Here is a 2,575-nt window from a genome sequence, read left to right as displayed (position 1 = left end):
TATCCTGTGCAATAAAGAAATCAAATTCAAAGCGTTCCTGGAGTTTGCGGCTGAAGATCTGGGGGCGGATTTTATCGCTACCGGTCACTATGTCCGCCGCCAGGACGTGGACGGCAAAAGCCGCCTGTTGCGTGGCGTCGACGGTAACAAAGACCAGAGTTATTTCCTGTATACCCTGAGCCACGAGCAGGTCGCGCAAAGCCTGTTCCCGGTTGGTGAACTGGAAAAACCAGAGGTGCGCCGCATTGCGGAGCAGTTGGAACTGGTCACCGCCAAGAAAAAAGACTCCACCGGCATCTGCTTTATCGGCGAACGTAAATTCCGCGACTTTCTGGGCCGCTATCTGCCAGCACAGCCAGGCCCCATCGTTAGCGTCGACGGCCAAACCATCGGCGAGCACCAGGGCTTGATGTATCACACCCTTGGCCAACGCAAAGGGTTGGGCATCGGTGGTATGAAAGACAGCAGCGAAGATCCGTGGTACGTGGTGGATAAAGACGTCGCCAACAATATTCTGGTGGTCGCCCAAGGCCACGAACATCCGCGCCTGATGTCTATCGGCCTGATCGCCCAACAGTTACATTGGGTAGATCGCCTACCGTTGACACAACCTCTGCGCTGTACGGTTAAAACCCGTTATCGCCAGCAGGATATTTCCTGCACCGTGACGCCACTAGACGCCGAACGCATCGAAGTCCGCTTCGACGAACCGGTCGCAGCCGTCACCCCAGGCCAGTCTGCCGTGTTCTATCAGGGCGATATCTGCCTGGGCGGCGGCATTATTGAACAGCGTATACAGGAGTAACCGTGGCGAAGAATTATTACGACATCACGCTGGCCATGGCCGGGATTAGCCAAGCGGCCCGTCTGGTACAACAGTTGGCGCATGAAGGGCAAATGGATGGCGAAGCCTTCCATACCTCACTCAACAGCCTGTTGCAGATGGATCCCCCTTCTACCCTGGCGGTGTTCGGCGGTGAAGAGCGTAACCTGAAGATGGGCCTGGAAACCTTGATTGGCGTACTCAACGCCAATAACAAAGGCCCAGCCGCCGAGCTGACCCGCTACACCATCAGCCTGATGGTGCTGGAGCGCAAGCTGAACGCCAACAAAACGGCGATGAATACGCTCGGCGAGCGGTTGAGCCAGTTAGAGCGTCAGTTGGCGCATTATGAACTGGGTTCAGATACCATCATCAGCGCCCTGGCCGGTATCTACGTCGATGTCGTGGCACCATTGGGGCCGCGTATTCAGGTAACCGGTTCGCCTGCCATCTTGCAAAATCCGCAGGTGCAAGCCAAGGTTCGTGCCACCCTGCTCGCCGGTATTCGTGCCGCGGTGCTGTGGCAGCAGGTTGGCGGTAGCCGCCTGCAGTTAATGTTTTCCCGTAATCGTCTGCTCAAGCAGGCGCAAAAACTCGTTGCTCATTGTTAAACTTCCCAGGAGTTGCTACCGATGGAATTATCCTCACTGACCGCCGTTTCCCCCATTGATGGACGCTACGGTGATAAAGTCAGCGCACTGCGCACCATTTTCAGCGAGTATGGCTTGCTGAAATTCCGCGTGCAGGTTGAAGTACGTTGGCTGCAAAAACTGGCCGCTTGCGCAGAGATCAAAGAAGTTCCCGCTTTTGACGCCGACGCAAACGCTTACCTTGATAAGATCGTCGCAGAATTCACTGAAGAAGACGCCCAGCGCATCAAGACCATCGAGCGCACCACCAACCACGACGTGAAAGCGGTGGAATACTTCCTGAAAGAGAAAGTGGAAGCGGTACCCGCTCTGCACGCCGTGTCCGAGTTTATCCACTTCGCCTGTACCTCTGAAGACATCAACAACCTGTCCCACGCGCTGATGCTGCATACCGCGCGTCAGGATGTGGTGTTGCCGCACTGGCGCAAGATCATCGAATCCATCAAAGGGCTGGCGCTGGAATATCGCGATATTCCGCTGCTGTCACGTACCCATGGTCAACCTGCTACCCCGTCTACCGTGGGTAAAGAATTTGCCAACGTGGCCTACCGGATGGAGCGTCAATATCGCCAGTTAGAGCGTGTTGAGATCCTCGGTAAAATCAACGGCGCGGTGGGTAACTACAATGCCCACATCGTGGCCTATCCAGAAGTGGACTGGCACCGTTTCAGCGAAGAGTTTGTCACCTCGCTGGGAGTGACCTGGAACCCGTACACCACTCAGATCGAGCCGCATGACTATATCGCCGAGCTGTTCGACTGCGTGGCGCGTTTCAATACCATCCTGATCGACTTTGACCGTGATATCTGGGGTTACATCGCCCTGAACCACTTCAAGCAAAAAACCATTGCCGGTGAGATCGGTTCTTCCACCATGCCGCACAAAGTTAACCCAATCGACTTTGAGAACTCCGAAGGCAACCTGGGCCTGGCTAACGCGGTGCTGGGCCATCTGGCTAGCAAACTGCCGGTTTCCCGCTGGCAGCGTGACCTGACGGACTCCACGGTGCTGCGTAACCTGGGCGTGGGCTTGGGCTATGCGCTGATTGCCTATCAGGCCACCATGAAAGGCATCAGCAAGCTGGAAGTGAACCGTACGCACC

At 55.8% G+C, this 2,575-nt stretch carries 3 protein-coding genes; all 3 read left to right on the top strand.

Annotation, left to right across the window (positions count from 1 at the left end; translation table 11 throughout):
* The coding region (gene mnmA, locus ACLQ7H_RS06460; RefSeq protein WP_411751959.1) for a tRNA 2-thiouridine(34) synthase MnmA at positions 1-805 on the top strand (805 nt) is incomplete at its 5' end.
* A 2-nt stretch (positions 806-807) separates the two neighbouring features.
* Positions 808-1,434 carry a high frequency lysogenization protein HflD gene (gene hflD, locus ACLQ7H_RS06455; protein ID WP_411751958.1) on the top strand — a complete coding sequence of 209 codons (627 nt, stop codon included), beginning with the start codon at positions 808-810 and terminating at the stop codon, positions 1,432-1,434.
* Between the two features lie 21 nt (positions 1,435-1,455).
* Positions 1,456-2,575 (top strand): adenylosuccinate lyase (gene purB / locus ACLQ7H_RS06450; protein ID WP_411751957.1); only part of this gene is annotated, 1,120 nt, incomplete at its 3' end.

Origin of the sequence: Serratia sp. (in: enterobacteria), from assembly GCF_046715635.1 — a bacterium.
Classification (GTDB): Bacteria; Pseudomonadota; Gammaproteobacteria; order Enterobacterales; family Enterobacteriaceae; genus Chania.
The sequence above is the reverse complement of the archived record's forward strand: the minus strand, read 5'-3'. Positions and strand labels throughout refer to the sequence as shown.